This is a genomic window from Micromonospora sp. NPDC005979 (genome assembly GCF_040614415.1).
Lineage (GTDB): Bacteria > Actinomycetota > Actinomycetes > Mycobacteriales > Micromonosporaceae > Micromonospora.
On the sequence record NZ_JBEXUR010000003.1, the window covers coordinates 112,928 to 137,259 of the forward strand.

25 protein-coding genes and 1 pseudogene are annotated in these 24,332 nt (G+C 70.7%); 15 read left to right on the forward strand and 11 right to left on the reverse strand.

The features are described from left to right. Positions 1–27: 27 nt before the first annotated feature. The 6 genes from ABZ272_RS06640 (at position 28) to ABZ272_RS06665 (ending at position 4,881) form a co-directional block, all read left to right on the forward strand. On the forward strand, positions 28–222 hold the full coding sequence (locus ABZ272_RS06640; RefSeq protein ID WP_355048896.1) for an acyl-CoA carboxylase subunit epsilon: 195 nt from the start codon (positions 28–30) through the stop codon (positions 220–222). Between the two features lie 89 nt (positions 223–311). Then, positions 312–770, forward strand: a complete 459-nt coding sequence (locus tag ABZ272_RS06645; RefSeq protein ID WP_355048897.1) for a hypothetical protein — start codon at positions 312–314, stop codon at positions 768–770. Continuing rightward, positions 767–2,134 carry a hypothetical protein gene (locus ABZ272_RS06650; RefSeq protein ID WP_355048898.1) on the forward strand — a complete coding sequence of 456 codons (1,368 nt, stop codon included), beginning with the start codon at positions 767–769 and terminating at the stop codon, positions 2,132–2,134. Before ABZ272_RS06645 ends, ABZ272_RS06650 begins: the two co-directional genes overlap by 4 nt. A gap of 143 nt (positions 2,135–2,277) precedes the next feature. Next, on the forward strand, positions 2,278–3,282 hold the full coding sequence (locus ABZ272_RS06655; RefSeq protein ID WP_355049307.1) for a S8 family serine peptidase: 1,005 nt from the start codon (positions 2,278–2,280) through the stop codon (positions 3,280–3,282). 253 nt (positions 3,283–3,535) lie between these two features. Further along, complete coding sequence (locus ABZ272_RS06660; protein WP_355048899.1) at positions 3,536–4,231, forward strand: Maf family protein; 696 nt, start codon at positions 3,536–3,538, stop codon at positions 4,229–4,231. Beyond that, positions 4,228–4,881, forward strand: coding sequence for an O-methyltransferase (locus ABZ272_RS06665; protein WP_355048900.1), 654 nt, complete (start codon positions 4,228–4,230; stop codon positions 4,879–4,881). The genes ABZ272_RS06660 and ABZ272_RS06665 overlap by 4 nt, the downstream gene beginning before the upstream one ends. 138 nt (positions 4,882–5,019) lie before the next feature. Here the strand turns inward: ABZ272_RS06665 and ABZ272_RS06670 are convergent, their stop codons facing one another. The 3 genes from ABZ272_RS06670 to ABZ272_RS06680 form a co-directional block, all read right to left on the reverse strand. Continuing rightward, entirely contained in the window at positions 5,020–5,775 is a 756-nt protein-coding gene (locus ABZ272_RS06670) for an ABC transporter permease (protein ID WP_355048901.1), read from the reverse strand. Between the two features lie 18 nt (positions 5,776–5,793). Then, entirely contained in the window at positions 5,794–6,753 is a 960-nt protein-coding gene (locus ABZ272_RS06675) for an ATP-binding cassette domain-containing protein (protein ID WP_355048902.1), read from the reverse strand. A 152-nt stretch (positions 6,754–6,905) separates the two neighbouring features. Next, a complete protein-coding gene (locus tag ABZ272_RS06680) occupies positions 6,906–7,517 on the reverse strand; it encodes a PadR family transcriptional regulator (RefSeq protein WP_355049308.1) in 612 nt (203 codons plus the stop codon). 139 nt (positions 7,518–7,656) lie between these two features. Here ABZ272_RS06680 and ABZ272_RS06685 point away from each other — a divergent pair, with 139 nt between their 5' ends. Both ABZ272_RS06685 and ABZ272_RS06690 read left to right on the forward strand, forming a co-directional pair. Next, positions 7,657–9,408, forward strand: coding sequence for a biotin carboxylase N-terminal domain-containing protein (locus tag ABZ272_RS06685; RefSeq protein WP_355048903.1), 1,752 nt, complete (start codon positions 7,657–7,659; stop codon positions 9,406–9,408). A gap of 137 nt (positions 9,409–9,545) precedes the next feature. Further along, complete coding sequence (locus tag ABZ272_RS06690; protein WP_355048904.1) at positions 9,546–10,985, forward strand: GuaB1 family IMP dehydrogenase-related protein; 1,440 nt, start codon at positions 9,546–9,548, stop codon at positions 10,983–10,985. 104 nt (positions 10,986–11,089) lie between these two features. Here ABZ272_RS06690 and ABZ272_RS06695 read toward each other — a convergent pair whose 3' ends face one another. Continuing rightward, positions 11,090–11,671 carry a TetR/AcrR family transcriptional regulator gene (locus ABZ272_RS06695; RefSeq protein ID WP_355048905.1) on the reverse strand — a complete coding sequence of 194 codons (582 nt, stop codon included), beginning with the start codon at positions 11,669–11,671 and terminating at the stop codon, positions 11,090–11,092. An 84-nt stretch (positions 11,672–11,755) separates the two neighbouring features. Between ABZ272_RS06695 and ABZ272_RS06700 the strand changes: the two genes are divergently transcribed. From ABZ272_RS06700 to ABZ272_RS06715, 4 genes are all read left to right on the forward strand, one after another. Further along, entirely contained in the window at positions 11,756–12,202 is a 447-nt protein-coding gene (locus ABZ272_RS06700; RefSeq protein ID WP_355048906.1) for a DoxX family membrane protein, read from the forward strand. Positions 12,203–12,226: 24 nt separating this feature from the next. Next, on the forward strand, positions 12,227–12,709 hold the full coding sequence (locus ABZ272_RS06705) for a MarR family transcriptional regulator (protein WP_355048907.1): 483 nt from the start codon (positions 12,227–12,229) through the stop codon (positions 12,707–12,709). Further along, positions 12,703–14,436, forward strand: a complete 1,734-nt coding sequence (locus ABZ272_RS06710; RefSeq protein WP_355048908.1) for an ABC transporter ATP-binding protein — start codon at positions 12,703–12,705, stop codon at positions 14,434–14,436. Before ABZ272_RS06705 ends, ABZ272_RS06710 begins: the two co-directional genes overlap by 7 nt. Before the next feature lie 212 nt (positions 14,437–14,648). Beyond that, entirely contained in the window at positions 14,649–16,568 is a 1,920-nt protein-coding gene (locus tag ABZ272_RS06715) for an ABC transporter ATP-binding protein (protein ID WP_355049309.1), read from the forward strand. A gap of 4 nt (positions 16,569–16,572) precedes the next feature. On the opposite strand, the gene thrS is transcribed toward ABZ272_RS06715, so the two are convergent. After that, complete coding sequence (gene thrS / locus ABZ272_RS06720) at positions 16,573–17,787, reverse strand: threonine--tRNA ligase (protein WP_355048909.1); 1,215 nt, start codon at positions 17,785–17,787, stop codon at positions 16,573–16,575. A 506-nt stretch (positions 17,788–18,293) separates the two neighbouring features. Between thrS and ABZ272_RS06725 the strand changes: the two genes are divergently transcribed. Both ABZ272_RS06725 and ABZ272_RS06730 read left to right on the forward strand, forming a co-directional pair. Further along, entirely contained in the window at positions 18,294–18,908 is a 615-nt protein-coding gene (locus ABZ272_RS06725; RefSeq protein WP_355048910.1) for a DedA family protein, read from the forward strand. Positions 18,909–19,010: 102 nt separating this feature from the next. Further along, a pseudogene (locus ABZ272_RS06730) lies at positions 19,011–19,511 on the forward strand (DUF998 domain-containing protein); the annotation flags it as partial. On the opposite strand, the gene ABZ272_RS06735 reads toward ABZ272_RS06730, so the two are convergent. Both ABZ272_RS06735 and ABZ272_RS06740 read right to left on the reverse strand, forming a co-directional pair. Continuing rightward, positions 19,431–19,601: a hypothetical protein gene (locus ABZ272_RS06735; protein WP_355049335.1), complete on the reverse strand. Its 171-nt coding sequence runs from the start codon at positions 19,599–19,601 to the stop codon at positions 19,431–19,433. The pseudogene ABZ272_RS06730 and the gene ABZ272_RS06735 sit on opposite strands and share 81 nt — an antisense overlap. Positions 19,602–19,682: 81 nt before the next feature. Further along, positions 19,683–21,086: an NAD(P)H-quinone dehydrogenase gene (locus tag ABZ272_RS06740; RefSeq protein ID WP_355048911.1), complete on the reverse strand. Its 1,404-nt coding sequence runs from the start codon at positions 21,084–21,086 to the stop codon at positions 19,683–19,685. 165 nt (positions 21,087–21,251) lie between these two features. Here ABZ272_RS06740 and ABZ272_RS06745 point away from each other — a divergent pair, with 165 nt between their 5' ends. Continuing rightward, complete coding sequence (locus ABZ272_RS06745) at positions 21,252–21,707, forward strand: gamma-glutamylcyclotransferase (RefSeq protein ID WP_355048912.1); 456 nt, start codon at positions 21,252–21,254, stop codon at positions 21,705–21,707. A gap of 72 nt (positions 21,708–21,779) precedes the next feature. Here ABZ272_RS06745 and ABZ272_RS06750 read toward each other — a convergent pair whose 3' ends face one another. The 4 genes from ABZ272_RS06750 to ABZ272_RS06765 form a co-directional block, all read right to left on the reverse strand. Continuing rightward, complete coding sequence (locus ABZ272_RS06750) at positions 21,780–22,739, reverse strand: GNAT family N-acetyltransferase (protein WP_355048913.1); 960 nt, start codon at positions 22,737–22,739, stop codon at positions 21,780–21,782. Between the two features lie 73 nt (positions 22,740–22,812). Beyond that, on the reverse strand, positions 22,813–23,223 hold the full coding sequence (locus ABZ272_RS06755; RefSeq protein ID WP_355048914.1) for a type II toxin-antitoxin system VapC family toxin: 411 nt from the start codon (positions 23,221–23,223) through the stop codon (positions 22,813–22,815). Continuing rightward, positions 23,220–23,498 carry a type II toxin-antitoxin system prevent-host-death family antitoxin gene (locus ABZ272_RS06760; RefSeq protein WP_355048915.1) on the reverse strand — a complete coding sequence of 93 codons (279 nt, stop codon included), beginning with the start codon at positions 23,496–23,498 and terminating at the stop codon, positions 23,220–23,222. The genes ABZ272_RS06755 and ABZ272_RS06760 overlap by 4 nt, the downstream gene beginning before the upstream one ends. Positions 23,499–23,560: 62 nt before the next feature. Next, positions 23,561–24,295 (reverse strand): hypothetical protein, encoded by a 735-nt coding sequence (locus tag ABZ272_RS06765; RefSeq protein ID WP_355048916.1) that lies wholly within the window; start codon positions 24,293–24,295, stop codon positions 23,561–23,563. Positions 24,296–24,332 lie beyond the last annotated feature (37 nt).

Sequence of the window (24,332 nt, forward strand, 5' to 3'; positions counted from 1 at the left end):
TGACTTCGGGCCGCGTACCCTGGCGGCATGCCTGCCGAAGAGCCGCTGTTCCGGGTCGTCCGCGGCGTTCCCACCGCCGAGGAGTTGGCCGCCCTGGTCGGGGCGGTCATCGTGCGGTCCCGACCGGCCACCGCACCCGCGCCGGCGCCCACGTCCGCCTGGGCGCGCAGCGGCCGGCCGGTCCGCCCCGACACCTGGCGCGCCTCCGGTCTGCCTCGCTGACCCCGGTTCCCATTCCGGGGGCTGCCAGGATGGCGCGTAGCCGTTAACCTCACTGAGGGAAACGGTGCGGTGACGGACAGGGAGGGTCGATGATCCCCGAAGAGGACCAGCCGGCACCCTGGCTGCACGGCTACGGCGGCATCGAGGCCGACATCCGTCAACTCCGCGAGTTCGCCGACCGGCTCGCCGCCGAGGTCGAGAGCAACTACGCGCCCCACCTGCCGTACATCGCCGAAGACATGTCCGCGAAGGTGCCCAACCCCTGCGACGCGTTCGTCGAACTGGTCACCTTCCTGCACGCCCACCACGAGACGCAGCAGGCCACGACCGACATGGTGTACGCCGTCCGCGGCGCCACCGGCCACCTGGCCGCCGTCGCCGACCGGGTCGCCACCCAGTACGCCGACAGCGACGCCTTCTCCGCCGCCCGCGCCGTGGACGTCCAACATGCCCTCGCCGACCCGGGAACCGTCCTGCCCGGCAGCCGGACGCCGACACTGAGCGACCCCACCGGCCCCGACAGCGAAAGGCCGGTGGTCCTCCCATGATCGAGCGTGGTGGCGGCCGCACCTCAAGCCAGACCGACTGGCACCTGATGGACCTCAACAGCATGTGGGCGTGCCTCCAGGACCACGACACCACCAACCACTGGAAACAGGTCGCCGGCTGGCGCAAGGTCTGCGACCTCGCCCAGATCCACCTCGGCCGACTTCAGGAGTACCGGCGGGGCCTCGCCGAAGCCTGGCCCCCGGAAACCAGCGCCGCCTCCGGCACGTACCTCGCCCAACTCGACGACCTCATCGCCAAGGTGCGACACACCCACGACGCCGCCGCCGCCAACTACACCGCGCTGTCCGCCGCCACCCAGGCCATCGGCACCACCCGTGCCGAGCTCCGCAAGCTCCACGAGGAGTACGCGACAAAGCTCCAACAGAAGCGGGCGTACGAGGCCACCGCCGCCGACCCCAAGGCGGTCATGGGCAACCGGGTCGTCGAGTCACCCGTGACGGACGGCGACCTCGAACGGCTGAACGTGCAGGCGCGGGCAATGATGTTCAGCCTGAGTGGCGAACTACAACAAGCCCAAGCCACCCTCCAAAAACCCCCACCCCCACCGCCACGGTTACGACGAGATCCGTCCACCACAGACGCCTACGACTCTGCTCCGGTCCCAACGATTCCGCCGATTGTTCCCTTCCCCGTTACGCCGGATACCACCGCGCCGCAGCTCTCGCCGAATGTTGCGACCAAGACGAATACTACTCAATCCGCCGGTGGAGTTGGACCAGTACTCGGCAGCGCTGGGCCCGGCACCGCGCCAACTTCGATAAACACAGGAGTGCAGGGCGTCACATCGAATAGCCCAACCACCGGCTACGGCCCGGCTCAAATATCGCCCAGCTCGCTCGCCCGCCCACTCCTGCCGCCGCAAGGGCAAGCGAACAGCATGGAACGGCCCACTAGGGGATCTAACAGCGGGGTTCCACACGTTCCACCGCCTAGACCTACGCCAACTAACGGCATAATTGGCGCCGCGCCTGGCTTCTGGGCTAACTCACCTTCGCCTGGAGGCAATTCCGCCCGCAAGGTAAATCCAATCGGCGGCGTAATCGGCGGCGGCGGCGCCGGGACCACGCCGACCGGCGGTGCCGGTACGCGACCGGGCAGCGGCCGAGGCGTTGCCGGAGCACAAGGCTTGCCGCCCATCGGTGGCGGCACCCCCGGCTTGGGGAGCAATTTCGGCGCCCACTCTCCCCCCGGCCGTACAACCGAAAGAGAGGGCGACAGGAATGGGGTAACTTGGGACCCCGACCATCCTTGGGAGACCGAGAAGGGTGTAAGCCCAGTCGTCCGCTCGCCGGACGAGCCCGGGCCATCTGACCCAGGACCTGCCATCGGCCTCGATCGGTGACGTACTTTATTCGGCAGAGATTGGCAGTTTTGGCTGTCTCTGTGACCCTAATCGCGCCGACGTCCCCGTTCGCGCACCGGGCAGCCAACCAGCTAACCTTAGAACCCACCGAGGCGGAACTAGTCCGGGCAGATCAGTGGCACCTGAATTACCTCAAAGTCCGCGACGCCCAACGGATTACCCGAGGGGCGGGGATTGTTGTCGCAGTTCCGGACACGGGCGTTCAACCTCATCCCGATCTAGACAGAAATTTGCTGGATGGCATCGATTTAATATCCGGAGACGGCGACGGCAAGAATGACCAGAACAGCCACGGCACTGGCATGGCCGGATTAATCGCCGCCCACGGACGAGGAGACGCTCTGGGCGCCCTAGGCATGGCACCAGACGCAAAGATTTTACCGATACGCGACACCTCCAGTGACGGCCAGGGGGAACCCGACGCCCTAGCAGCCGGCGTTGATTATGCTGTTCGCAACGGGGCAGACGTGATTTGCATCTCTTCGGTCGGTGGCGCCGGGATCCCATTGCAGCGATCGATCAAAGCAGCACTTGCTGCTGACGTCGTTCTGGTCGCGGCCGCCGGCAACAAGCCAGAGGATGCTGTCGTTGGTTATCCGGCATCAGAGGACGCAGTCATCGCGGTCGGAGGGGTAGGTCGCGATGGGAATCATGCAGACATCTCTGTAACCGGTCCCGAAATTGATGTGGTAGCACCTGCAGTTGACATTTACAGCACGAGCATTGACGGCAAGTACCGCAAGGGTACTGGCACCTCTGATGCAACGGCGATTGTGGCCGGGGCGGCGGCGTTGATCAGGTCAAAGTATCCCTACCTGCCGGCGCAGGAAGTGGCCCACCGGCTTACGGCCACAGCCGTTGACAAAGGGCCGCCCGGCCGGGACGACGAGTACGGGTACGGCGTGATTGATCTTGTGGCGGCACTGACGGCGGACGTACCTCCGCTGGGGTTTGAATCGGTGAGCGCGCCAGCCGGCACGGCCGATGCTCGGCCGGACGACAATGCCGGCTCGACGGTTCGTGGCTTTGCCACCCTTGGCGTCATCGTCGCCGTCGGGGCTGGGTGGGCCTTGGTGGCACGGCGTCGGCGGCGCGGCGACGATCCGCCGCCCAGAATCAGCCGCTAGGCGGGCCGGGCGCCTCGATCGACTCGGGTTCCTTGAAATCGGGGGGTCCGGTGGCGTGGGATGCCCCAGTTTCAAGGAACCCGAGTGGATCACGGCAGCGAGCGGCCCTCGATCGACTCCACGTCGGCGATGTGGGGGTGTTCCTGTGCGTTGATAGCGCGATATCGGCGATGTGGAGTGGATCAAGGGCGCGGGCAGGGTGCCGAGGGGCGGAAATGGGTGTCGGGCGTGGCGGGCCGGTAACGTCGGGCTGGTGTCTGACACTCTGCCGCTGCGCCTCGTGCTCGCCTCTGCCAGCCCTGCTCGTCGGAAGTTACTCCGAGCCGCCGGCATCGAGCCGGACGTGCTGGTGAGCGGGGTGGACGAATCTCTGGTCGTGACCGATCGGGCCGAGGATCTGTGCCTGGAGTTGGCACGGCTCAAGGCAGAAGCGGTGCTCGCCCGGCTGAACCTCGCCACCACGCCGCACAGCACCAGCACGGACAAGGACCAGCGGACCCTGGTCATCGGGTGTGACTCGGTGCTCGCGTTCGACGGGGAGATTCTCGGCAAGCCGACCGACGCGGCGGACGCCACCCGTCGTTGGTTGCGGATGCGGGGGCGCAGTGGGGTCCTGCACAGCGGACACTGCCTGATCGACGGTGACGCCGGGCGGCGGGCGGAGGCGGTCGCCTCGACGGTCGTCCACTTTGCCGACATCAGTGACGACGAGATCGCCGCGTACGTCGCCACCGGCGAGCCGTTGGCGGTGGCGGGCGCGTTCACCATCGACGGGTTGGGCGGGCCGTTCGTGGAGCGCATCGAGGGTGACCCGGGGACCGTCGTCGGGTTGTCGATGCCGTTGCTGCGTCGGCTACTGGCGGAACTGGGGCTGCAGATCACGGACCTGTGGACAAAGGTCGCGCCGGGCGGCCAATCGGTCGAGCCGCTCGGTAACGTCCATTCATGACCACGAAGTCGATCCCGCTGACCGACGAGTTGCACGCCTACCTGGTCGCGCACGGCGCGCCGCCGGACGCGATCATTCGAGATCTGGCCGAGGAGACCCGGTCGGTGCTGCCGGAGCACGCCAGCATGCAGGTGGCACCGGAGCAGGCCGCGTTCCTGACGTTCCTGACCCGGCTGCTCGACGTACGGCAGGCCGTTGAGGTCGGCACGTTCACCGGCCTGTCGGCGCTGGCCATCGCCCGGGGCTTGCCCGAGGGAGGGCGGCTGACCTGCTTCGACATCTCCGAGGAGTACACCGGGATCGCCCGGCGCTACTGGTCCCGCGCCGGGGTGCAGGACCGTATCGACCTGCGTATCGGCCCGGCCGGCGACACGTTGCGGGAGTTGCCGCAGGAGCGCCACCTGGACTTCGCGTTCATCGACGCCGACAAGACCGGGTACCCGGTCTACTGGGCCGAGCTGGTGCCGCGAATGCGGCCGGGCGGGGTGATCGCCGTCGACAACGTGCTGCGCGGCGGGCGGGTGGTCGCGCCGCAGGACGTCAACGACCGGGCGATCGCGGCGTTCAACGACGAGGTGCTGGCCGACGTACGGGTGGACCCGGTGATGCTGCCCATCGCCGACGGCCTCACCCTCGCCCGGGTGCGCTGAGCGGCGCTGTGATCGACTCGGGTTCCTGGAAGTCGCGGCATCCCACGCCGTAGGACACCCCAACTTCCAGGAACCCGAGTCGATCAAGCCGAAGCCCGCGCCCCGGGGCGAGCCGAAGCCCGCGCCCCGGGGCGAGCGTCAGCGGACGCTGCGGGCGAACTGGCGGGCGGCCCAGAAGACGCCCAGCGCGGCGAGGACCGCGGTGATGGTCAGGCCCTGCCAGACCTTGTCGCTGCCCAGGTCACCGGCGAACAGCGCCCGGGTGCCGTCGACCGCCCAGGAGAACGGGTTCCAGTCGGCGATGCCCTGCAGCCAGCCGGGCGCGAAGGTCAGCGGCAGCAGGATGCCGGAGAGCAGCAGCACCGGCTGCGCCACGGTGTTCATCAGCGGGGCCAGCGCGTCCTCGCTCTTGACCTTGAGTGCGACGCCGTAGGAGACGGCCGAGGTCATCAGCGCGATGAGGGCGAGCATCAGGTACGCCAGCAGCAGGTCACCGATGAACACCCGCAGGTCGAAAAGGAGCGCCAGCAGGGTGATGATGACGGCCTGCACGACGAGTGAGACCACGTCGCGCAGGGAGCGGCCGAGCAGCAGTGCCAGGCGGCTGATCGGGGTGACCCGGGAGCGTTCGATGACGCCGGCGCGCAGTTCGGCGATCAGGCCGAAGCCCTGGAAGAGGCCGCCGAAGATGGCGAGCAGCACCAGCAGACCGGGTACGAAGATCTTGTAGGCGGCGGCCTGGGTGGGCGCGTTCAGGGCCGGCTTGAGCAGGGGGGCGAAGAGCAGCAGGTACATCACCGGCTGGAACACGCCGACGAAGACCCAGACCGGGTTGCGCAGCAGTAGTTGGATCTGCCGCTGGAAGATCAGCCACGTGTCGCGGGCGAATTTCATGAGTCGTCTCTCCGGGGGTCAGGACTCGCGCAGCGAGCGGCCGGTCTTGGTCAGGAAGACGTCGTCCAGGCTGGGCCGGTGCAGCTCGATCGAGCGCAGCTCGAGCCCGGCGTGGTCGAGGCGGCGTAGCACCTGGGGAATGGCGGTCGCGCCCTCGTCGACGTAGAGCCGCAGGCCGCCCTCGTCGGCGGTCTCCAGCTTGTTGACGTACGCCTCGCCGTCGAGCGCCTTCGCGGCCTGCGGGGTGGCGGCCACGTCGAGGCCGACGAGCACCACGTCGCCGGAGATCTCCCGCTTGAGTTCGGCCGGCGTGCCCTCGGCGACGACCTCGCCGTTGTCCATGATCGCGATGCGGTCGCAGAGGGCGTCAGCCTCGTCGAGGTAGTGCGTGGTGATGAAGACGGTCATCCCGTCGCTGCGCAGTCGCCGGATCTCGTCCCACATGTGGGCGCGGCTCTGCGGGTCGAGGCCGGTGGTCGGCTCGTCCAGGAAGACGATCTTCGGCTCGTGGATGATGCCGAGCGCGATCTCGACCCGTCGACGCTGGCCACCGGAGTAGGTCTTGCACTTGCGGTCGGCGTACTCGGTGAGCTGGAAAGCCTCCAGGGCGCGGACGGCGCGCTGCTGCGCGTCGGCCTTGCCGATGCCGTACATCCGGGCGTGCAGGACCAGCTCCTCGCGGGCGGTCGACTCGTCCCAGGTGCTGCCGCCCTGCGGCACGTACCCGATGCGGCGGCGAACCTCCGCCGGGTCCTTGCGCAGGTCGGCCCCCGCGATGGTGGCCTCGCCACCGTCAGGCTCGATCAGCGTGGCGAGCATCCGCAGCGTGGTGGTCTTGCCGGCGCCGTTCGGGCCGAGGAAGCCGAAGATCTCGCCCTCGGCGACCTCGAGGTTGACGCCGCGCACGGCGTCCACCGTCTTCGTCTCTCGACCCGCGCGGGAGCGGAACGACTTCCGCAGCCCCCTGGTCTCGATCATTTCTGCTCCTGGTCGGTCGGGCCGGCCGCGCCGGCCGTCGTGTGGCGGTCGGCCCAATGGGCCGGCCGTCGAGTGGGACGACGCCGGACGGCGCACTCCCCCGCTGTGCCGACAGCAGGCTAACGCGATATAGCGTTTGTAGTCAACGTTGATTATTTCGCGTCGCGGTCGAACCGCTCCTCGCCCTCCCGCGGGCCCGACCAACCCTCGGCGTCCCGCAGTTCAGCAGGCAGGTACGACACTCCGGACTCGATCCGGTCGGCGATCCGCTCACACCAGCCCAGCTCCGCCTCCGCCCGCGCCGACCACAACTCGAACATCCAACTGACGTGCACCGGCTTGGTGTTACGCACCCAGTCCGACTGAAGCGAGGCACGCATCGACTCCATGCCGGCCCGCAGCAGGTTGGCCCGGTTGCGCAGCGCCGCCGCCGCCTCGGAGCGGGGCATCGCGGGCAGGAACGAGAAGGCCGCGGTGAAGGGGTCGACGGGCTCGGTGAAGTTCCACCAGAAGTTGCGCAGCAGGGTCTCGAACTCGTCGTCCCCCTTCGGCGTGACCTCGTAGGTCGTACGGGCCGGACGGGCGCCGACCTGCTCGGTGGCGACGGCCCGCAGCAGCCCCTCCTCGGTGAGTTTGCGCAGCGCGTGGTAGATCGAGCCGGGCTGCACGTTCGCCCACTTGTCGGCGCTCCAGCTCAGCAGCTCGCGGCGCACGTCGTAGCCGTGTACGGGCTGCATCCACCGCACCAGGCCGAGGATCATCATCCGAGTCGCAGACACCAGACAAGCGTAATAGCCAAGTTTGACTAAACCAGTGCCCCATCCCACACTGAGCGATCGTTAGGGGCCGCCCGGGCCGGCCGATACACTCCCCGTCAGTAACCTGCCGGGAGGAGCCACGAAGGTGCGCAAGGTACTGATCGCCAACCGCGGCGAAATCGCCGTCCGGGTCATCCGCGCCTGTCGTGACGCCGGCCTGGGCAGCGTCGCCGTGTACGCGGACTCCGACCGCGACGCCCTGCACGCCACGCTCGCGGACGAGGCGTACGCGCTCGGCGGGGACAGCGCGACCGACACGTACCTGCGCATCGACAAGTTGCTCGACGTGGCCGCCCGGGCCGGCGCGGACGCCGTACACCCGGGTTATGGGTTTCTCAGCGAGAACGCCGACTTCGCCCAGGCCGTCATCGACGCCGGGCTGACCTGGATCGGCCCGACCCCGCAGGCGATCCGCGACCTGGGCGACAAGGTGACCGCCCGGCACATCGCCCAGCGCGCCGGCGCGCCGCTCGTCCCCGGCACCCCGGACCCGGTGGGCAGCCCGGACGAGGTGATGGCGTTCGCCGTCGACCACGGCCTGCCGGTCGCCATCAAGGCGGCCTTCGGCGGCGGCGGTCGGGGCCTGAAGGTCGCCCGCACCATGGAGGAGATCCCCCAGCTCTTCGAGTCGGCCACCCGCGAGGCCGTCGCGGCGTTCGGTCGGGGCGAGTGCTTCGTCGAGCGCTACCTGGACCAGCCCCGCCACGTCGAGGCGCAGGTCCTCGCCGACCAGCACGGCAACGTGATCGTGGTGGGCACCCGGGACTGCTCGTTGCAGCGCCGGCACCAGAAGCTCGTGGAGGAGGCTCCCGCGCCGTTCCTCACCGACGCCCAGCGCGCCCAGATCCACGACAGCGCCAAGGCGATCTGCCGCGAGGCCGGCTACCACGGCGCCGGCACGGTGGAGTACCTGGTTGGCAAGGACGGCACGATCTCCTTCCTGGAAGTCAACACGCGACTCCAGGTCGAGCACCCGGTCACCGAGGAGACCGCCGGCATCGACCTGGTCCGCGAGCAGTTCCGGATCGCCGACGGCGAGAAGCTGCGGATCACCGAGGACCCGACACCGCGCGGGCACGCCATCGAGTTCCGGATCAACGGCGAGGACCCGGGCCGCAACTTCCTCCCCGCGCCCGGCACCGTCACGGCCCTGCGCCTGCCCAGCGGCCCGGGCGTGCGGGTCGACACCGGCATCTCGGCCGGCGACGTGATCGGCGGCAACTTCGACTCGCTGCTCGCCAAGGTGATCATCATCGGTGAGACGCGCACCGAGGCGCTGGAGCGCGCCCGCCGCGCCCTCGACGAGATGGTCGTCGACGGCATGGCCACCGCGCTGCCGTTCCATCGGCTCGTCGTACGGGACGAGGCGTTCACCGCCGAGCCGTTCACCGTGCACACCCGGTGGATCGAGACCGAGTTCCACAACACCGTGCCGCCGTTCGCCGCCGCCGCCGGCGCCGCCGACGCGCCGGCCGAACGCGACACCGTCGTGGTCGAGGTCGGCGGCAAGCGCATCGAGGTCAGCCTCCCCGCCGGCTTCGGCGGGAGTACGACCACAGCCTCCACCGCCTCCCGCAAGCCGACCCGGCGCGGGGGCGGCGCAAAGGCCGGCGTACCGGTCGGCGGCGACGCGCTCACCTCCCCGATGCAGGGCACCATCGTCAAGATCGCGGTCGCCGACGGCGACACGGTGGCCGAGGGCGACCTGGTGGTGGTGCTCGAGGCGATGAAGATGGAGCAGCCGCTGCACGCCCACAAGGCGGGCACGGTCAGCGGACTCGCCGCCGAGGTCGGAGCCGTGATCACGGCAGGTGCGCCCATCTGCACCATCTCCTGAAAGGAAGGGCACCTTGTTAACGCCTGGTGCATAAGAGGGGGCCCTTCCTTTCGTTTGTCCGGGCGGGCGGGGCTCGGTGGGAGTGGTTTGCCGCACCGAGGTGGGCGCGGGCGGCCGTGGGCGGGAATGATGGCCGGGTGCGGTTCCTTTCCGGCGCGGCTCCCGCGCACGACCTGACCTACACCGACGTCTTCATGGCGCCGGCCCGCTCCGACCTCGGCTCCCGCCTCGACGTGGACCTGTCCACCGGCGACGGCACGGGCACCACCATCCCGCTGGTGGTGTCGAACATGACGGCGGTCGCCGGCCGGCGGATGGCCGAGACGGTGGCCCGGCGGGGCGCGATCACGGTGATCCCGCAGGACATCCCCATCGAGGTCGTGGCGAACGTCGTCTCCTGGGTCAAGCAGCGGCACCTGGTCTACGACACGCCCATCACCCTGGGCCCGACCGAGACCGTCGGCGACGCGATCCACCTGCTGCCCAAGCGGTCACACGGCGCGGTGATCGTGGTCGACGAGGCAGGCCGGCCGATGGGCGTGGTCACCGAGGCGGACACCGTGGGCGTGGACCGGTTCGCCCAGCTGCGACACGTCATGTCGACCGAGCTGCACACCGTGCCGGCGGACGCGGACCCGCGTACCGGCTTCGACCGGCTCTCCGCCGGCCGACGTCGACTCGCTCCGGTGGTGGACGCCGACGGTCGGCTGGTCGGGGTGCTCACCCGGCAGGGCGCACTGCGGGCCACCCTCTACACGCCGGCCGTGGACGACCGGGGTCGGCTCCGCGTCGCGGCGGCGGTCGGCATCAACGGCGACGTCACCGGCAAGGCCGCCGCGCTGCTCGAAGCCGGGGTGGACACGCTGGTCGTGGACACCGCGCACGGCCACCAGGCACGGATGATCTCGGCGTTGCAGGCGGTCCGCAAGCTGGACCCGGGCGTACCGGTGGCGGCCGGCAACGTGGTCACCGCCGAAGGCGTACGCGACCTGGTCGAGGCCGGCGCGGACATCATCAAGGTCGGTGTCGGCCCGGGCGCGATGTGCACCACCCGGATGATGACCGGCGTGGGCCGGCCGCAGTTCTCCGCCGTCCTCGACTGCTCGACGGCCGCCCGGCAGCTGGGCCGGCACGTCTGGGCCGACGGCGGCGTGCGCCACCCCCGCGACGTGGCGCTCGCGCTCGCCGCCGGCGCGTCGAACGTGATGATCGGCTCCTGGTTCGCCGGCACCTACGAGTCCCCCGGTGACCTCTACACCGAACCGGACGGGCGGCGGTACAAGGAGAGCTTCGGGATGGCCTCGGCGCGGGCGGTCAGCGCCCGTACGGCCGACGACAGCCCGTACGACCGCGCTCGCAAGGCCGTGTTCGAGGAGGGCATCTCCTCGGCCCGGATGTACCTGGACCCGCACCGCCCCGGCGTCGAGGACCTGATCGACGAGATCATCGCCGGCGTACGGAGCGCCTTCACCTACGCCGGCGCCCGCAACCTGACGCAGTTCCACGAGCGGGCGATAGTCGGTGTCCAGAGCGCCGCCGGCTACACCGAAGGAATGCCCCTCCCCACCAGCTGGTAACCAACACCGACCCGCCCCGCCCCTCCCGCCCTCCCGCCTTCCCGCGTTGATCATGAAGTTATTGCCACCCACGTCGGCGGCGTGTCATGGCAATAACTTCATGATCAACGGGGTCGAGGTGGGGTGGGGCTGGGGTTAGGGGTTAGGCGGGCGAGGACTTCTCGGGCTGCCTTGCGGGGGTCTTCGCCTACCCGTTCTGGCAGTGCGCCGGCCAGCCAGAGGGTGGCGAAGCCGTGGGCGATGGACCAGGCGGCGAGCGAGTCCCGGTCGGTGTCGTCGGATGCGCCACGGGCGGCCACCCCTGAGCGGAGTGCCACGCCGGCGCGCTCGCGTGCGGCGGTCAGCTCGGGGTCGTCGACCCGGTGCAGCTCGGGCCGGAACATCACCTCGAAGTAGGCGCGGTGCGCCACGGCGAAGTCCACGTACGCGACGCCGGCCGTCAGTAGGTCGTCGCCGGCGGCGACCAGCGCCTGCGCCAGCCGGTCGAAGCCCTCCGTGGCGAGGACGGTGAGCAGCCCCGCCTTGTCACCGAAGTGGTGGGTGGGCGCGGCGTGCGAGACACCGGCCCGACGAGCCAGGTCGCGCAGGCTCAGCGCGGTTGGTCCGACCTCCTCGATCGCCTCCAGCGCCGCGGTGAGCAGGGCGCGGCGAAGGTCGCCGTGGTGGTACGCGCGCGTCTCGGTCACGCCCGAATCCTAATCTTGTCATTGACAAGATGCCACCGACCACCGCAATCTTGTCACCGACAAGTTTCCGCGAGGAGGATTCCGATGGCACCCCTGATCACCCTGATCGTCGGCAGCGCACTGGCTCGCCTGGCCGGCCTGGCCGGCGTCTCCGCGCTCGACGGCTGGCATCCCGCGCTGCGGGTCGGACTGGCCCTGATGTTCGTGCTGACCGGCATGGCGCACTTCGTGGGCCGACGCCGCGCCGACCTGATCGCGATGGTCCCGCCCCGACTACCCCGCTCGGACCTGCTGGTCACTCTCACCGGCGCACTGGAGCTGGTCGGGGCGGCCGGGCTGCTGATCCCGACGACCGCCCGCCTCGCCGCGGCCGGGCTCGGCCTGCTCATGCTCGCGATGTTCCCGGCGAACGTCTCGGCCGCACGCCGGAGGCTGGCCCTCGCCGGACGCCCGGTCACCCCGCTGGGTCAGCGCACGATCCTGCAACTCGTGTTCGTCACCACCGCTGCGGCTATTTCGTTTGGCCCCTGACTATCAGGGGGCTAATCTGCTCTCGTGGAACTCATCACCCTCCAGGATGTGCCGCTGGGACGACTACTGGTCGTGGCCGGGCACCTCGTCGGACAGCGCTGGAACCGCTTCCTCGCCGAGGAGCACGGCCTCACCCAGGCCGGCATGATCACCCTGATGACGCTCGCCCGACACGGCGAGCTGCCCCACCGCCAGGTCGCCGAGAAGGGGTTCGTCCGCCCGGCGACCCTGACCGGCATCGTCGACACCCTCGAACGCGACGGCCTGGTCGAGCGCCAGCGCGACGACAGCGACCGGCGCAGCATCCGACTCGTCATCACCCCCGCCGGCCGGGAGCGGGTGGCCGCACTCGGCGCTCTCATGCACTCCGGACGCCCGCTCACCTCTGTCGACGCCGACCCGGCGAAGGCCCAGGTGATCCGGGAGTTCCTACTCGAAGTCATCGGCAGCGGCCACGACCCGCAGATGACCGGACGACCCACCGACGCGGAGGAAACGTCGTGCTGACCCGACTGTTACGCGGCCAACTGCGCCCGTACTCCAGACCGCTGTTGGCGGTGGTGCTGCTCCAGTTCGTGGGCACCATGGCCTCGCTCTACCTGCCCAGCCTCAACGCGGACATCATCGACAAGGGTGTGGCCCGGGGCGACACCGGCTACATCGTGCACATCGGTGGCTGGATGCTGCTGGTCAGTCTGATTCAGATCGTCTGCTCGATCGCGGCCGTCTACCTGGGCGCGCAGGTCGCCATGGGCTTCGGCCGGGACGTCCGCGCCCGGCTGTTCTCGCACGTCAACAGCTTCTCCGCCCGCGAGGTGGCCCGGTTCGGGGCGCCGTCGCTCATCACCCGCAACACCAACGACGTCCAACAGGTGCAGATGCTCGTACTGATGAGCTGCACCATGCTGGTCGCCGCACCGATCATGAGCGTCGGTGGGGTGGTCATGGCACTGCGCGAGGACATCGGGCTCTCCTGGCTGATGCTGGTCAGCGTGCCGGTGCTGGCCGTCGCGCTGAGCGCGATCATCCGCCGGATGGTGCCGGGCTTCCGGCTCATGCAGACCCGGATCGACACGGTCAACCGGGTGCTGCGCGAGCAGATCACCGGTATCCGGGTGGTCCGCGCGTTCGTCCGCGAGCCGTACGAGACGGAACGCTTCGGTGTCGCCAACGCCGACCTGACCGCCACCGCCCTGCGTACCGGACGGTTGTTGGCGTTGATCTTCCCAGTGGTCATGTTGGTGCTCAACGTGTCCAGCGTGGCGGTGCTCTGGTTCGGCGCGCAGCGGGTCGACTCCGGCGCGATCCAGATCGGCGCGCTCACCGCCTTCCTGGCGTACCTGATGCAGATCCTGATGGCCGTCATGATGGCCACCTTCATGCTGATGATGGTGCCCCGGGCAGCCGTGTGCGCCGAACGCATCGTCGAGGTGCTGGACACCGACTCCTCGGTGGTCCCCGCCGCCACGCCGGTCACCGAGCTGACCAGCCGGGCCGAGCTGGAGCTGCGCGGGGTGCGGTTCCAGTACCCGGGCGCGGTCGAGCCGGTGCTGCGGGACATCTCCTTCCGCGCCGCCGCCGGCACCACGACGGCGATCATCGGCAGCACCGGCGCCGGCAAGACGACTCTGCTGTCGCTCGTCCCGCGCCTGGTTGACGTGACCGACGGCGCGGTGCTTGTCGACGGGGTCGACGTACGCGAGTTGGAACCCGACGAGCTGTGGCGACGGATCGGGTTGGTGCCGCAGCGGCCGTACCTGTTTACCGGCACGGTCGCCAGCAACCTGCGCTACGGCAACCCGGACGCCACCGACGAGGAGCTGTGGGCGGCGTTGGAGATCGCCCAGGCCCGGGACTTCGTGGCCCAGATGCCCGGCGGGCTGGACGCGCCGATCGCGCAGGGCGGCAGCACCGTCTCCGGCGGGCAGCGGCAACGCCTGGCCATCGCCCGGGCACTGGTCCGGCGGCCGGAGATCTACCTGTTCGACGACTCGTTCTCCGCGCTGGACCTCGGCACCGACGCCCGGCTGCGGGCGGCGCTGCGGCCGGTCACCGCGCAGTCCGCAGTGGTGATCGTGGCCCAGCGGGTGTCCACGATCGTCGACGCCGACCAGATCATCGTGCTCGAGAACGGAGGGGTCGTCGGAGTGGGACGACACGCGGAGTTGTTGGAGACCTGCCCGACGTACGCCGAGATCGTGGCCTCCCAGCAGACGGCGGAGGTGGCGGCGTGAGCGAGCAGAACGAGCCGCGCGCCGCGGCCGTACCCAGTCAGAAGCCGGCCGGCGACCCGCGGACGCCGACCGGCGAGGCCGCGCAGCCCGGCGGCGGAGCCGCGCAGCAGCCCGGCGGCGGAGCCGCGCAGCAGCCCGGCGGCGGCGGGCAGACGCCGAAGCGCCTGCCGGCGGGCCGACCGGGCGGCGGCCCGCCCTGGATGAGCGCGGGGATGCCCGCCGAGAAGTCGATGAACTTCGGACCGTCGGCCCGACGGTTGCTCGGCCGGCTGCGCCCGCACCGACTGCACCTGGGCGCGATCATCACCCTCGCCGTGGTGAGCGTCGGTTTCAGCGTGGCCGGTCCGAAGATCCTGGGCCACGCCACCGATCTCATCTTCAGCGGGGTGATCGGTCGGCAACTGCCGGCGGGCACCACCGCCGACCAGGCCGTCGCCGCGGCGCGGGCCAGCGGCAACGAGAGCTTCGCCGACATGCTGGCCCGGATGGACGTGGCGCCCGGGGTGGGCATCGACTTCGACGCGCTGCGCCGGGTGCTGCTGTTGGCGCTCGGGCTCTACCTGGCGTCGAGCGTGCTGTCGTGGTGGCAGGGCTGGCTGCTCAACGGGGTGGTCCAGCGCACGGTTCTGCGGCTGCGCGCCGAGGTGGAGGAGAAGCTCAACCGACTGCCACTGCCCTACTTCGACCGGCAGCCCCGCGGTGAGCTGCTCAGCCGGGTCACGAACGACATCGACAACATCTCCACCAGCCTCCAGCAGACCCTCAGCCAGCTGCTCACCTCGCTGCTGACCGTGATCGGCGTGCTGGCCGTGATGTTCTGGATCTCGCCGTTGCTGGCCCTGGTGGCGCTCGTCGCGGTGCCCCTGTCGGTGCTGGTCACCCAACGCATCGCCAAGCGGTCGCAGAAGCAGTTCATCGCGCAGTGGACGCACACCGGCGCGTTGAACGGCCAGATCGAGGAGGCGTACACCGGGCACGAGCTGGTGAAGGTCTTCGGCCGGCAGCGCGAGGTGGAGGCCGCCTTCCACGCCAAGAACGAGGAACTGTTCCGGGCGAGCTTCGGCGCGCAGTTCATCTCCGGGATCATCATGCCGTCGATGATGTTCATCGGGAACCTGAGCTACGTGGCCATCGCCGTGGTCGGCGGGCTGCGGGTGGCCTCCGGGGCGATGAGCCTGGGTGACGTGCAGGCGTTCATCCAGTACTCCCGCCAGTTCACCCAGCCGCTCACCCAGCTCGCGTCGATGGCGAACCTGCTCCAGTCCGGGGTGGCGTCGGCCGAGCGGGTCTTCGCGGTGCTCGACGCCGACGAGCAGAGCCCCGACCCGGTGCAGCCGGCCCGGGTCGTCGACCCGCACGGCCGGGTCGAGTTCGAGCACGTCTCCTTCCGGTACACGCCGGACAAGCCCCTGATCGACGACCTGTCGCTGGTCGCCGAGCCGGGGCACACGGTCGCGATCGTCGGGCCGACCGGTGCCGGCAAGACCACCCTGGTCAACCTGATCATGCGCTTCTACGAGCTGGACGCCGGACGGATCACGCTCGACGGGGTGGACATCACCACGATGCGCCGCGACGACCTGCGTGGCCGGATCGGCATGGTGCTCCAGGACACCTGGCTGTTCGGCGGGACCATCCGCGACAACATCGCCTACGGCCGACCCGACGCCACCGAGGAGGAGATCCTCGCCGCGGCCCAGGCCACCTTCGTGGACCGGTTCGTGCGCAGCCTGCCCGACGGCTACGACACGGTCATCGACGAGGAGGGCAGCAACGTCAGCGCCGGCGAGAAGCAGCTCATCACCATCGCCCGGGCGTTCCTCGCCGAGCCGTCCCTGCTCATCCTCGACGAGGCCACCAGCTCGGTGGACACCCGCACCGAGGTGCTGCTCCAACGGGCGATGGCGGCGCTGCGCTCCGACCGGACGAGCTTCGTCATCGCGCACCGGCTCTCCACCATCCGGGACGCCGACCTGATCCTGATGATGGAGGAGGGTCGCATCGTCGAGCAGGGCACCCACGAGCAGTTGCTCGCCGCCCACGGCGCGTACCACCGGCTCTACCGCTCGCAGTTCACCGGCGCGGTGATCGACGAGGAGTCGGACGCCAACGCTCAACCGGCGTCGGTCTAGCGTGTCAGTCCGGGAGCAGATCCGCCGAGCGGGCGGCGACCTGCCCGCCGATCAGGGCGAGCGCGGCGGCGGCCGGCATCGGAGCCAGGGCACGGCCGTCGCGCAGCCGGAGGGCGAGCGCGCCGGCTGCGGCCTCCCGGGCACCCAGGACCCCGAGGTACGGGACGCGGCGGCGGGCCGCGTCCCGGACCCGGGCGCCCAGCGAGCCGGCGGCGTCAACCTCGACCCGCAGCCCGGCGTCGACGGCCCGCCGGGCCAGGTCGGCAGCCGCGTCGGCCTGCCCGTCGTCCACCGGCAGCACCACCAACTGGACGGGCGCGTACCAGGCCGGGAACGCGCCCTCGTGCGCCTCGATGAGGTACGCGAACAGCCGTTCCATGCTGCCGACCAGGCTGCGGTGCAGCATCACCGGCCGACGCCGGCTGCCGTCGGAGTCGGTGTACGACAGGTCGAACCGCTCCGGCTTGTCGAAGTCCACCTGGATGGTGGAGATGGTCGACTCCCGGCCGGCCGCGTCGACGATCTGGATGTCGATCTTCGGGCCGTAGAAGGCGGCCTCGCCCGGCGCCTCGACGTACTCCACCCCGGCCAGCGCGCCCCGCAGCAGGTCCTCGGCGCGGATCCACTGGGCGTCGTCGCCGACGTACTTCCCGCCCGGTCCGCGCAGCGACAGCCGGAACCCCGCCGGGCGTACGCCGAGCGCGGCGTGCGCGGCGCGGATCAGCCCGAGGATCTCGACGACCTCCGCGCCGACCTGCTCCGGAGCGCAGAAGATGTGCGCGTCGTTGAGGGAGATGGCGCGTACCCGGGACAAGCCGCCGAGCACCCCGGAACGCTCCGAGCGGTACATCCCGCCCAGCTCCGCGACGCGCAGCGGCAGCTCCCGGTAGGAGCGGCCCCGGGCGCGGAACACCAACGCGTGGTGCGGGCAGAGCGCCGGCCGGAGCACGAACTCGTCGTCGGCGCTCAGCCGCAGCGGCGGGAACATGTCGTCGGCGAAGTAGCCGAGATGGCCGGAGAGCTCGAAGAGTTCCCGCTTACCCAGCGGCGGCGAGTAGACGTGCTGGTGGCCGGAGCGGCGCTCCAACTCCCGGACGTACTCCTCGACGGCGTGCCGGGCGGCGGCGCCGGCCGGCAACCAGATTGGCAGGCCGGCGCCGGCCAGCGGGTCGGAGACGAACAGGTCCAGCTCACGGCCGAGCCTACGGTGGTCGATCATGTCGGGCTCCTGGATCGGGTACGACCCGGAGGCGACCTGGACACCGAACGCCGAACGGCCCTCGGGGGCGGATCGCCCCGGGCCTGGTCGACGGTGGTTACGTCAGCGCGGCACGCCGGGGACACCCGGCGTCGTCGTCATCACTACCGCGCTGCGCATGCCGCGACGCTACCCGTCGGGCGATCGTGGACGCACCCGGATTTGCGGCGGCGGGAAGAGTGGCGGGCCGCCGGCGCGGGACCCGCCGGCGGCCCTGAGCGGCCCGCATCGTCAGGAACGGGGGACCCGACGTGCTGGGCCGCGCCGACCACGGTACGCCGACGTACACCGATCCGGCGACCACCTCGGGCCACGCTGAAACCGTCACCAGCGGGACGCCTGCCTCGTTGGAACAGGGTGGCCCTGTGGTGTCGGCGGTCACGACGCCCCGGGCCCGTCCACCGTGACGCCGGCCATGCCGTCAGGCTCAAGACACCCAATCGGCCGCATCCGGCGAGGTGGCAGGCGTGCCCGAACTACTGACTGACGTCGCGTCGCCGACGTGGGCGTACCTGGTGCTGCTCGGGCTCCTCGTCGCCGACGCCTTCGTACCCGTCATCCCCACCCAGATCGTCATGATCACCAGTGGCGCGCTGACCGTGTACGGCGGCCTCAGCCTGCCGGTCACCATCGCCGTCGGCGCGCTCGGCGTCTTCGCCGGCGACCTGGCCTGCTACCTGCTCGGCCGTCTCGCCCCGGACCGGCGGGCACCCCGGCACGCGGAGCTCAGCCGCGCCCGCCGCGTCGCCAGCCGGGTCACCCAGGGTCTCCGACAACCCGGCCCGATGGTCATCCTGCTCTGCCGGTTCGTGCCGGGCGGACGGATGGCGGCCTGCTTCTCGGCCGGGCGCAGCCGCTACCCGTACCGGCTCTTCGCGCTCTACGAGATGATCGCCGCGTTGGGCTGGGCCAGCTACGGCGCGCTGATCGGGCACCTGGGCGGCACCGCGCTCACCGAGTCGGCCTGGCGGTTGGCCGTCATCGCCGCCGCCGCGGCGGCCGGTTTCGCGGCGGCCGGCTGGGCGATGACCCTGGTCAGCGCCCGCCACGCCCGTACCGCCGCCGAAGTCCCCGTCGACTGACCCCCGGATCTCGTGGGAACCGGCCTCTAGGGGTGGGTTTTGGGGGCCGGGTCGGTGGGCTTCCCGGATCTGGCTGGGGTGTTCGCGGCGACAGGCTGAGGCATGCCTCTAACCCGGAGTACCGGCCTGCTGGCGCTCGGCGGGATCGCCGTGGCGGCGCTGCTCACCGTGATCGGCCACCTGGAAGTCAACGACGACCTCAACCCGTGGGCGCTGACCATCAGCGACTTCGCCGTCTCCGACCGGGGCGGTGTCATCGACGTCGCCATGGTGGTGCTGGCGCTCGCCACCGCGGCACTGATGTACGGGCTGCGCCGCGCCGGACGGGCGGTGGAGTTGCTGCTCGGCGCGTGGGTGGTGGGGCTGCTGCTGGCCGCCGTGGTGCCGACTAACGAGCCGGGCACCGCCATGACCGCATCCGCCTACGTGCACCGGTACGCGTCGGTGGTCGCCTTCCTGGCCCTGCCGATCGGCGGTTGGCTGCTCGCGCGTCGCCCCGATTTGACGCCCACCGCCAGGACGCTACGCGCGCTGGTCGTGCTGAGCCTGGCCCTGTCGGCGGCGATGGTCTGGTCCGCCTACCCCGGCGACCGCCTCCTCATCGGCCTGGCCGAACGCCTCCTGATCCTCACCGAGGTAGCCGTCCTGGCGACGGTCGCGGTGACCCAGGTCCGGCGTACACCTGTCGATCATGGAGTTGTGGTGCCCCACAAAAGGGGTGTAACACCGCAGGACGGCCACCACAAGTCCATGATCGACGAGGATGGGAGGGGGTTACTCCAGCTCGTGGAGCATGAGCTGGCGGGCGGACTCGGTGATGGAGCCGGAGAGGCTCGGGTAGATGGTGATCGTCTGGGCCAGCTCGTTGACCGTCAGATTGTTCTCCACGGCCATCGTGATGGGCAAGATCAGCTCGCTGGCCTTCGGGGCGACCACCACGCCGCCGATCACCTGACCGCTCGCCGGGCGGCAGAACAACTTCACGAAGCCGTCGGACAGGTCGTCCATCTTGGCCCGGGCGTTGCCGGACAGCGGCAGCATCACCTGCCGGGCCGGCACCCGGCCCGCGTCGACCTCGTCCTGTGAGACGCCGACCGTGGCCAGCTCCGGGTCGGTGAAGACGTTCGCGGCCACGGTCCGCAGCCGCAGCGGGCGGACGGCCTCGCCGAGGGCGTGCCACATGGCGATCCGACCCTGCATGGCGGCCACACTCGCCAGCAGCAGCACGCCGGTGCAATCACCGGCGGCGTAGATGCCGGGCACGTTCGTCCGGGAGACCCGGTCGACCGTGACGTAACCGCCCCGGCCCAGCTCCACGCCGTACTCGGCCAGGCCGAGGTCGGCGGTGTTCGGGATCGAGCCGACCGCGATGAGAGCGTGCGAACCCGTGACCCGGCGCCCGTCGGACAGCTCCACCTCGACCCCGTCGGCGGTTCGCCGCACCGCGTCGGCCCGGGAGTTGTTGAGGATGTTCATGCCCCGGTTACGGAAGACCCGCTCGATGGCCGACGCCGCGTCGGCGTCCTCGTGCGGCATCACCCGGTCGCGGCTGGAGACCAGGGTGACCTCCACCCCCATCGCGAGGTACGCGCTGGCGAACTCGGCGCCGGTCACGCCCGAGCCGACCACGATCAGGTGCTCCGGCAGCTCCGCCAGGTCGTACACCTGACGCCAGGTCAGGATGCGCTCGCCGTCCGGTACGGCGGTGGGCAACTGCCGGGGCGTCGAGCCGGTGGCGACCAGCACGGTGGACGCGTCGATCGGGTACTCCTCGCCGCCGTCGGCGGGCGTGACGATGACGCGGTGGGTGTGCCCGAGCGCGTCCTCGCCGAGGCGGGCGGTGCCGGCCACGAAGGTGACACCCGCCTTGAGCAGCTTGGCGTGGATGTCGGCGGACTGCGCCAACGCCAGCCGCTTCACCCTCGCGTGCACGGCCTGCGCGTCGACGGTCACTGCCTCCAGGCCGTCCGAGTGCACCCCGAACTCCTCGGTGTCCCGGTAGCCGGTGACCACCTGGGAGCTGGCGATGAAGGTCTTCGACGGCACGCAGTCGGAGAGCACGCAGGCCCCGCCCGCGCCGTCGGCCTCGACCACGGTGACATCGGCATCCAGTTGGGCGGCGACCAGTGCCGCCTCGTACCCGGCCGGCCCCCCGCCGATGATCACGATCCGGCTCACAGCGCCATCCTCTCGCTCGCGACTGCGGGGCTCCGCTGCGCTGCACTCCTCGCGCTCACCACGTTCGCCCTTCGCTTGTGCTCACAGTGACTTTCTTCTCCCGAGCGCATCCGACACGCACAGTCGTATTCTCCCCCACCCATCCGCCGGGCTATCGTCATCGCCGTGGGTCATCACGCCGCCTACGGCTCAAACCTCGATCCGTCCCGGATGCGGGCCTACTGCCCGCACTCCCCGATGGTCGGCACCGGCTGGCTGGAGGGGTGGCGGCTGACCTTCGCCGGGGAGGACGTGATCGGCTGGGAGGGTGCGGTCAGCACCGTCGTCGAGTCCCCCGGCGACCGGGTGTTCGTGGCGATCTACGACATCCACCCGTACGACGCGGCGCAGCTCGACGAGATCGAGGGCGTGACCGCCGGCACCTACCGCAAGCTGCACGTACGGATCTCCACCCTCGACGGCGACGTCACGGCGTGGATCTACGTGTTCGACGGGTACGAGGGCGGCCTGCCGACGTCGTGGTACCTGTCCGAGATCGCGAACGCCGCCGAGAAGGCGGGCGCGCCGGACGACTACGTCACCGAGCTGCGGTCCCGCCCCACCGGCACCGCGTCCCCGTAGCGCGTATCCCACGCCCCCAGTCTGCAACCGGCGCCGATCCGGACGCCCGTCGGGCCCGGCCGGGGTCGTCAATCACACACCGGCGGCCGGGACGACCCGCTCGTACATGTCGGTCCACCCGGTCTCCCGCAGGCCCACCGATCGGTAGAGCGACACCGGGGCCATCGGGTTGGTGAGGTCCACGCCGAGGCCGGCGAACTGCCGGCCCTTGTCGGCGTAGCGGGCGAACGCGCGGCGCAGCAGCGCCGCACCGACACCCCTGCGGCGGTACGCGGGCAGCACCGACAGACTCTTCACCCAGCCCTCCTGCCGGTCGAGCGCCTGGTCCGAGGACTGCAACGCGCCGGCGAGCACCCCGTCGACCTCGGCGACGAACCACTCGTCCCAGGCGGTCACGTCACCGATGCGGGCCCGCCACCGCTCGTACGACAGCGGCTCGTGGTCCGGGGTGTCGCCGAAGGCGGCGTCGTGGATCCGGTGGAACTCCCGCAGCTCGGCCTCGTCGTCGGAGTGGACCGGCCGTACCGTCACGCCCGGCGGCATCGCCGGCTCGGCGGGCAGGTCGGCCAGCGGGCGGCGCATCCGCACGTACCGCTTGGCCAGGGTGAAGCCCGCGGCCCGCAGGTCCCGGTCCCAGTCGCGCTCCGGGGCGAACACCGCGCAGCGGACGGTGAGCGTCGACAACCCCCGCTCCGCGGCGCGCTCGGCGACCCGGTCGAGCTGCCGGGCAAGCAGCGGCGCACGAAGGGTGGCGGCCCGCTCGGGGTCGACGTAGACCTCCACGAACTCCCGGCCGACCCCGGTCGGGTTGTCCACCGTCGCCCAGGCGACGACGGTGTCGTCCGGGTCGAGCGCGAGCCAGGAGTCCCGGCTCGGGTCGAAGTAGGGCGCGGTCAGCGCCTGCTCGACATCCTCGGCGTCGAAGTCGGGATGGCCGACGGCGAAGGTGTCGGCGGCGTGCACTACCGCGAGGATCGCCGGGACGTCGTCGAGGGTGGGCCGGCGCGTGGTCCAGCCGGCGGGAAGGGTCACGGCAGGAGATCCTGGCAGCCGACGACCGAGCGCGCCGCCCATTTTCCGCCGGGCCGGTGTACGGAACCGTGAATCAGTTCTGGCCGGGGCTCGCCACGGGCAATCCTGCTTCCTTGGCGCATTCGAGCAGCCGGCGATCGTAGGTGACGAAGGCGACGAGTGCGGTGCCGGACTCGTTGGTCAGGACCTGGGCGGTGGCCAGGTGGATGGCATCGAGACTGCGGAGCATCGGTTCGGCGAACGCGGCCGCGGTGGCGCGGATCGTGCCGTCGATCTCCAGTCGAAAGAGCCGTCCGACGGCTGCGGGCACCCCGACCAACGCCTGCGGAGCGGATCGGCGCAGGGCTCGGGGCACCTCCACCTCGACAAGGGCGGAGGAGACCAGCGGCACGTCGGGGTGGGTGTTGAGCCAGGAGACGAGGTCGGCACTGCACGCCTCCTGCCTGACCAACTTCACGACGGCGGCCGAATCGAGATAGATCACCAGCGTTCCTCGTCCCGCATCGCGGTGAGCGTGGCCGCCACGTCGACTTCCCCGTCGCCCAGCTTTGGTGGAAGGGGTACCGGCCCTCCGCCGGTGGGGGCGACGGCACGGCCGGACGCCACCAGTTTGGCGAGCATCGACCTGTCGTCGCTCACCGGGACGAGTCGGGCGATCGGGTGACCACGGTCGGTGATCTCGACCGTCTCGCCACCGCTCACCCGCGCCAGTACCTGACTGGTGTTCTGGTTGAGCTCCCGGACTCCGATGCGTTCCATGAACAAAGTGTAGAACGAGATGTTCTACACTTCCACCTCTTCGCATCCGCTACTCGGGCCGTTCAGGTGAGGCCGGCACGGGTGTGGTGCAGCAGCTCCACCAGCTCGGTGCCGTCGGCGGGGCCGAGCGCCGCGAACGCGGGCGCGGCCAACCGGTCGGTCACCGCCTCCGCCCACAGCCGCCGACGCACCAACGGCCCGACCGCGGGGTACGGCGGCGGCCAGCCGCACGCCACCGCGCCGGCCTCGCCCTCGGGCCCGGCCAACACCGCCTCCAGCGGGGTCATACCGGCGGCCCGTACCGCCAGCAGGTAGGCGCCCGTGAAGTGTTCCCGCAGCAGTCGCAGCCCGGCCGCGCTCCGGGCGCCCGGAGAGTGGTCCGGCAGCGGCATGGCCCGCCACGCGGCGAAGAGCGGCATGCCGCTGGTGTCGGCGGCGGCGACCGCCCGCTCGACGAGGTCGGCCAGGCGCTCGATCCCGGGTAGCACGCCCAGCATCTCCGTCCCCCACCGGCAGCACTCGGCGAGACTCGCGGCGGCCACCTCGACCGGCGGCAGGACCCGGGCGGCAGCGTCCCAGCCGTCCGCGACGGCGTCCGGCGCGACGAAGCCGATCGCCGCGGCGGCCGTCTCCGCGCGTACGTCGCCGAGCGCCCCGGCCCGACCGCTGATGTAGAAGGCCCAGCCGGAGATGCCGAGCAGCCGGGCCCGGCGCAGCGTGCTCGGACACCTGCTGAACCCGTCGCCGAGGTCGAGGACGGCGGGTTTGCTGGCGGCGGCGAGCTGCTCCGGCGTCATCCGGACGCCATCCGCGCTCGCGGCTCGGGGACGGCCG